Consider the following 6,464-nt stretch of genomic DNA (forward strand, 5'->3'; position numbering starts at 1 on the left):
CCCATCGGGCGCGGCGAGCTCTGGAACGGGGCCGAGCGGGCATGGGCCGAGGGCGGCGGCGGCAACGAGCTCGTCGCGCTGCGCTATGAGTTTGCGTTGCCGATCGAGCTCGATGCCGCCGGCCGCCGCGCCTGCGTGCGCGACTTCTGCGGGATGTTCCCCGCGAAGGCGTGCGACTGGGCGATACATGACGACGGCCGCGGCGGGAACCCCCACGCTCACGTACTCGTCTCCGCGCTCGACATTAGCGCTCAGGGCTTCATCCAGAGGACCAAGGCCGAGAAGGGGCAGTGCTGGTACCTGTGCCAGGATGCACATGGGCAGCAGGCACCCATCCGCGCAACCGATTGGAAGGCAGCCAAGGCAGATGGCTGGGAGAAGATATATAACTTCAAGGATGGCCGCCGCCTGACCATGAAGCAGGCGAAGGCCGAAGGCCTGGGCACGAAGGACCGCACGAGTAAGAGGCCAGTGCAGATGCACCGTATCTCGGGTCAGGCCGCGCGCGACGTCGGTAGTGCCGAACTCACGGCCGTCCGCGCGGCCTGGGCAGAGATCGCCAACAGGCACCTCGCGGCACACGCCGCCGCAACGGGAACCACGGCACAGGTTATCGACCATCGCAGCAATAAAGATAGAGGGCTGGATGAGCAGCCGACCGTGCATGAGGGCGGCACCGGGCTAATCGGGCACGCCGATCGCGTCAAGCTGAATAAAGAGATACGCGACCGCAACGCCCGCCTGCGGGTCCTTCGCGCAGAGCTGCAGCAGGAGGGCGCCGCCCTCGAGCAGCTGCAACGGGAAGTCGCGGAGCTCGAGCGTCAGCGCGGCCGCATCGAGAAGGCCAAGCGCGGTCGCGCCCAGGGCAGGCACAGGGGCGCGCTGGCCAAGCGCCGCCGCGTGGCCATGGCCACCGCCGCCGCGGCCGCCGATGCCCAGCGCCGCGTGGCCATGGCCACCGCGGATCAGGTCGATACCCGCGCGGAGATGATCGCTCAGCTCGACGAGCAAATTGCCGCGCTTGACCTCAAGATTCGCCAGCTGCAGGGCGGCAACAGCGCTGCGATGCTGTCCGGCCCCCTGCTCAAGGCCGCGGGGCTGGGCATCGAGCGCCGCAAGCTCGCTGACGAGCGGGCGAGGCTCGCGGGTGAGGACCCCGCGCCTCGCAAGCCCGAGCCGCCGCAGGCCGAACAGAAACGCCCCCGCGGCCACAAGCCCAAGCACTAGCCGCCGGACGGTAGCTTCAGCTACCTTGGCGGCGGCTTTGGCCACGGCCGCCCGCAGCGGCATCCCGACCGTTCGCGGCTGCCGCGGCAGTGGCGAAAAAAATATTTTGGAGGGCTCGCGCGTGTAAATATACGCGTGCATGTGCGCCTGCGCAATGGCACGTCTGACCTGCGATAACTAGACTTTTTCGGACTTTTTCGGAGCCGTACGCTTAGGCTGCGCCACGGACGGTGGCGCAGGGTTCAAGGCAAGGAGGTTGTCATGGTCAGGGTTCGTCTTGAGGGCCTGCCCGACGAGGTTCAGCGCATCGCCGACGCGATGCAGGCGGCTGGGTGCGTGCTCGAGCGTTCGCGCGAGTACCCCAACCGCGGCGGGAGCGGGTACGTGCGCCTATACCTCGACTGCGATCTACACGAGGAGGTCGAGGACGATGATTAACATCGACGGAATCGAGTACCGCACTGCTGCACAATGGGAGAAGAAGCACCGCCACGTGCTCAAAGGCCAGCTCAAGAAGGGTGTCGAGCGCTCCTGGCGCTCGCCCAACGGTAACGAGACGATGATGTTCTACAACATCGAGCAGACGCGCACCTGGGCGAAAAAGGACGTCGAGGCGGTCAACCGCCGCCGCCGCGCCGACGCCAAGGCGAAGCGCGAGGCCGAGGAGCGCGAGCGCATCGAGGGTGCCGCCCGCGCGGAACAGCATCGCAAAGACCTTCTCGATTGTTGGGGGGCTCACATCGACGAGGAAACCTTGCAGGAGGGCCGCCGCGACCACACCGCCTACCAGTGGTGCGATCTCGGCTTCGTCCCGATTGCCGAGGCTCGGTGGCGGCTTACCCGATACGGAGGCAATTCCGCATGGTATTACTGCTCTCCCTGGGATGTGCGCTATGACCCAGACCGCGCCAAGGAGCTGCTGGAGACGGGGCCGCGCGAGTACGACAGACTGCCCGACGGTCGTCCGTACGATGGGCGGCCGTGGTGGCAAGCGTAAAAAAACGGGGAGGGTCAAAACCCTCCCCGTTTCGTCAGCGGTGTCGACCAGCCTACCTGCGAGTCCTGTAGACCCTGCTTCGGTGGTCAACATCGACAACAAGGATGACGAGAACATCGTCCTCGATATCGGCGACTATCCGATAGTCGCCGACCCGATAGCGCCAGAGGCCTGACTTGTTCTCGGTCAATCCCTTCCCCATGCTTCTCGGGTCTTCGAGCTGTGAAATCTCATGAAGTTTCGCCACGATCCTCCTGGCGATCTGCTTGTCCAGCTTCTTCATCGAGCGCTGGACGTCCTTGTCGATCTCAATCCGCCAGGCCAAGGCTTTCCTCCAGCTCGTCGAGCGTCACGGTCTCAAGCCTGCCGGCCCGGTAATCCTCGACCTTCTTCAATAGGCCGTACTCGTACTCAAGCCTGTCAATCTCGGCAGCGAGCGCTTCTGTCATGTAGAAAGTCTTCGTGCGTCCCGTTGATTTCGCCAAACGGTCGTACCTGATTGCCAAGTCCTCGGGCATCCTCAATGCCGCGGTAGCAGTTGCCATGACGCACCTCCCAATCATCTGTATAACACGTTATACATTCTAGCACACCATTCGCCGTATAGGTGTAAAACACGTTATACAGATGGTCGCGGGGGTGTACAATAAATGTATTGATAATATACGTCCTGTAAAGGCAGGGCCTTACCCCTCGGGGGCGGCTGGTATGTGGGGTGGTGTTCAGTGGCAGATCGCAGGAAGAAACCGGAGCATGATGACGCCTGGTGGGCAGACCAGCGCCATGCCTACATCGAGAAGAACGACATCCTTCTGTCCGACTATCCGTCCTGGGAATGGGTCAGCCCGTACGATTTTTGGAGGACCATCTTCCCCGAGGGCTTCCTGCAGCCCCGCGGCGAGGAGGTCCCGTGGCGCGAGAAGGGCGGCGGCCATCCCAACGGCATCGCCATCCAGATCACCAACAGGACCAAGACGGTCAAGACCAAGACGGGCCGCAAGCGCGACGTCCCCGTGGTCGAGCGGTTCACGTTGACCGACGACCTTGACGGCGTGATGGAGCGCGTCGTCGACTCGAACAGGAAGAACGAGTCCGTCTTCTGCGCGCCCGTGTCGTTTTTCGGCAAGAGCCGCGTCGCCGAGAACGCCCGGTTCCTGCACGCCTTCGCGATCGACCTCGACGGCGTCGGCGTGCAGGAGCTGAAGAACATGCTCAAGCAGTTCCGCAACGGCCGTGACCCGAAGCTCGCCGCGGACAAATGGGTGTCCCTCCCCCAACCGACCTTCCTCGTGAACTCGGGCACGGGCTTCCACCTCTACTACGTCCTCGACCAGCCGATTCCGCTGGTCCCGCGCATCGTGCCGTTCGTGCAGGAGATCAAGGCGATGCTCACTGACTACATCTGGCGCGATACCGTCTCGACGCTCGAGGACGTCCAGCACCAGGGCATCTACCAGCCCTTCAGAATGCCCGGCACCCCGACGAAGCTCAATGGCAAGGCCGCTGGGTCGAAAATCAAGGACAAGTACGAGGCCGTGGCGTTCGTCCACAACGGGGAGGACGGGAAACCCTGGCGATGCAGCCTCGACTACCTGCTGGGATACGCCGGGGTCCGCGGCGGCAAGGACCGCGCCGAGCTCATCGAGCTCATGCGCACCGCCGGGCGTACGCCCATCGAGCGCGCCAAGAAGCTCTGGCCGGAGTGGTACCAGGCGCGCATCGTCGAGGGCAAGGCCCCCGGCCGCTGGACCTGCAAGCGCGACCTGTACGACTGGTGGCTCGGCGAGGTCAAGACGAAGGCCACCGACCACCACCGCTACTGGTGCCTGAACGTGCTCGCGGCGTACGCAAAGAAGTGCGGTATCCCGTACGAGGAGCTCGAGGCCGACGCGCTCGCGCTCGTGCCGACGCTCGAGGACCTGACCGAGCGCGAGGACAACCACTTCACCGAGGAACACGCGCTCGCGGCCATCGAGGCGTACTACGACCCCATCATCCACAAGCTCACCCGCGACCGCATAGAGCGGCGCACCGCCATCGAGCTGCCGAAAAACAAGAGGAACGGGCGCAAGCAGGATGTGCATCTTGCTGGTGCCCGGGCTGTCCAAGAGGTCAATGACAGGTTCAACGGCACAAACTGGCGCGAGGGCAATGGACGAAAGCCAAAGGCCGACCTCGTCCGCGAATACGCCGCGGCGCACCCCGACGCCAGCCACAGCGCCATCGCCCGAGAGCTGGGCATCTCGCGCACGACCGTCATCAAATGGCTGCACGATGCGCCGGAGGAAGTTGCCGAGACGGAAAGGCCGAATGGCTCGTGCGACTCGGCGATGGTCGAATTCAGGGACGCCATCCGCACCTGTTTCGAGTTCGCTGCCGTCGACGGAACCTTGGTGCTCCCCATAGAAAGAGCCCCATCGGAACGGGAAAAACGGGAACGGGAAACGGTAAAATCATCGGGAACCACCGGGAAAATTCCCGATAGTTCCCGGGAAAAGTTCCCGATTGACGATAGGTTGACCAATGGGCATAACGAAGCGTGAAATAGCGTCTGAGCTGGGAGTTTCCAAGCGAACAATAGCTAACTACATCGGGAAACTAGGACTGGGAAACCACGTTTCCCGAAACGGGAACACCGACATTCTCGATGACTTCGCCGCGGCGGCTATCGCCGATGCGCTGAAGAACCCCGAGAAACCGTCCCGCCAGCCAGCGGCCGCGGCGCCCGCCCCGGACTCCCTGGCCGACTCCCTGGCCGCCCAACTGGAAATCGAGCGGTCCCGAAACGCCGAGCTGATGGAGGCGCTTGCGGTCGAGCGCGACCGCGCCGCCCGCGCCGAGGCCGAGGCCAAGGCGCAGCTCGCCGAGGCCAACGCAAGGGTCGCGGAGCTCGCCGGAAAGCTCGCGTCGCTCGCCGAGCGCCAGCAGGCGATCGCCGCGACGCCGTGGTGGCGTCGCGGCCGCATGGCCATGAAGCTGCTCGGCCCAGGGGGAGAATAGCGGGAGCCCCGCGGCCCCTTTCGATGGGCCGCGGGGCTCTTCGGTTTTCATCGCGGCGGCAGGGTCAGAACGGGTACACGAGCTTGCCGTCGATCTCGACCTCGGCCACGCCGCAGTACTGGTTGGCGCGATCCCAGAACTCATCCAGGCTGCCGCCGGGGCCGACCGCCGCGGCGGGCGGCAGGCGCAGCACCTCGCGGCTGAAGCCTCTTTCGGTGCGGGGCTTGGTCCCGTCATCACCGCCGCCCCTGTCGAACTCGAGGCGGCTCCAGAGCACCGCCGCCGATCCGTCGGCGGTGAGCTCGAGGACGTCCTTGCTCAGCGCGGCCGATCCGTCGGCGCGGGTGTAGTAGCTCTCGACCTTGTTTTTAAAAGTGATGGTGACGTTCATTTCCGATCCCCCAGCAGCCTGTCGACGGCCTCGGCGATCTGGCCGCCGCGGGTGAACGGCGTGCCGTCCGTGTACCGCAGCTGCTCGGTCAGCGCGACGGACAGGGCGCGGCGGCTGTCCTCGGTGTCGAAGGTCATGCCAGCGGTCTGCTCGAGGATCGCGCCGACCTCGACCAAGCGGTGCGTGCGGGCCTTCCGCTCGGCCGCGGCCTTCTTCTTCTCGAGGTCCCTCAGCTCCTTCTTCAGCGCGGCGGCGCGAGCTGCCTGCTTGTCGGCCGCGGCCCTCTTCCGTGCAATCTGCTCGTCGATGGATGCCGTCATAAATGACCGCCCTTCCTTGCTCGTTGGCGTTTGTCTTTGCAGCAAAATATACCCATACTCACGGTAAAATTTCGCGAGCTGGGTATATCACTACCAGAGGTAGTGCGCACTTAGCAGTACTTTTGCCGCGATGCGTCAAAAGTCCTGCACTGCGTGCGGTCTTGGCAGACGGCCCTACGCCAGACCCCGAAGCCGTTCGCCTGAGACGGCTCACGTCTACGGGGTCGGGCTGCGCGGTCGCTGCGCTCCCTTGCGCTCCGCGCCGCGGGCACCGTTCACCGACCGCGGCTCACGGCACTCCGCGCCGCTGCGCGGGGCGAATCTGCGCCCCTTGCCTGAAAGGAACTCGCATGGCCATCTTCCATCTGAACTACCGCGGCTGCTCACCCGCCACCGGGGCTGGCGCGGTCAGGAAGGCCGCGTACCAGTCGGGCCAGGCGCTTGTGGAAGAGCGGTCGGGGCAGCTCTGCGACTATGCCAGGAAGGAACGCGTCGTCGAGGAGGGTCTGTCTCTGCCCGGTGGCGTGCC

General features: G+C 64.8%; 9 protein-coding genes. 5 read left to right on the top strand and 4 right to left on the bottom strand.

Annotation, left to right across the window (positions count from 1 at the left end; all coding sequences use genetic code 11):
• The 3 genes from DXB86_RS09700 to DXB86_RS09705 form a co-directional block, all read left to right on the top strand.
• A partial coding sequence (locus tag DXB86_RS09700) for a MobA/MobL family protein (RefSeq protein WP_158555314.1) occupies positions 1–1,227 on the top strand: 1,227 nt, incomplete at its 5' end.
• Between the two features lie 261 nt (positions 1,228–1,488).
• The gene (locus tag DXB86_RS10010) at positions 1,489–1,665 is read left to right on the top strand and encodes a hypothetical protein (protein WP_158555315.1); all 177 of its coding nucleotides are present in this window, start codon (positions 1,489–1,491) and stop codon (positions 1,663–1,665) included.
• Positions 1,658–2,224, top strand: a complete 567-nt coding sequence (locus DXB86_RS09705; RefSeq protein WP_117736960.1) for a hypothetical protein — start codon at positions 1,658–1,660, stop codon at positions 2,222–2,224. Before DXB86_RS10010 ends, DXB86_RS09705 begins: the two co-directional genes overlap by 8 nt.
• A gap of 52 nt (positions 2,225–2,276) precedes the next feature.
• On the opposite strand, the gene DXB86_RS09710 is transcribed toward DXB86_RS09705, so the two are convergent.
• Positions 2,277–2,549 carry a type II toxin-antitoxin system RelE/ParE family toxin gene (locus DXB86_RS09710; protein WP_117736961.1) on the bottom strand — a complete coding sequence of 91 codons (273 nt, stop codon included), beginning with the start codon at positions 2,547–2,549 and terminating at the stop codon, positions 2,277–2,279.
• Entirely contained in the window at positions 2,533–2,769 is a 237-nt protein-coding gene (locus DXB86_RS09715; RefSeq protein ID WP_084591886.1) for an antitoxin, read from the bottom strand. Before DXB86_RS09715 ends, DXB86_RS09710 begins: the two co-directional genes overlap by 17 nt.
• Before the next feature lie 180 nt (positions 2,770–2,949).
• Here DXB86_RS09715 and DXB86_RS09720 point away from each other — a divergent pair, with 180 nt between their 5' ends.
• Positions 2,950–4,767: a hypothetical protein gene (locus tag DXB86_RS09720; RefSeq protein ID WP_117736962.1), complete on the top strand. Its 1,818-nt coding sequence runs from the start codon at positions 2,950–2,952 to the stop codon at positions 4,765–4,767.
• Positions 4,748–5,224 carry a hypothetical protein gene (locus DXB86_RS09725; RefSeq protein ID WP_117736963.1) on the top strand — a complete coding sequence of 159 codons (477 nt, stop codon included), beginning with the start codon at positions 4,748–4,750 and terminating at the stop codon, positions 5,222–5,224. Before DXB86_RS09720 ends, DXB86_RS09725 begins: the two co-directional genes overlap by 20 nt.
• Positions 5,225–5,288: 64 nt before the next feature.
• Here the strand turns inward: DXB86_RS09725 and DXB86_RS09730 are convergent, their stop codons facing one another.
• Together DXB86_RS09730 and DXB86_RS09735 are read right to left on the bottom strand one after the other, a co-directional pair.
• Positions 5,289–5,615 (bottom strand): hypothetical protein, encoded by a 327-nt coding sequence (locus tag DXB86_RS09730; protein WP_117736964.1) that lies wholly within the window; start codon positions 5,613–5,615, stop codon positions 5,289–5,291.
• A complete protein-coding gene (locus DXB86_RS09735) occupies positions 5,612–5,935 on the bottom strand; it encodes a hypothetical protein (RefSeq protein ID WP_117736965.1) in 324 nt (107 codons plus the stop codon). Before DXB86_RS09735 ends, DXB86_RS09730 begins: the two co-directional genes overlap by 4 nt.
• Between the last annotated feature and the right edge of the window lie 529 nt (positions 5,936–6,464).

This window comes from Collinsella sp. OM06-18AC, assembly GCF_003438785.1.
In the GTDB taxonomy this organism is placed as follows: Bacteria; Actinomycetota; Coriobacteriia; order Coriobacteriales; family Coriobacteriaceae; genus Collinsella.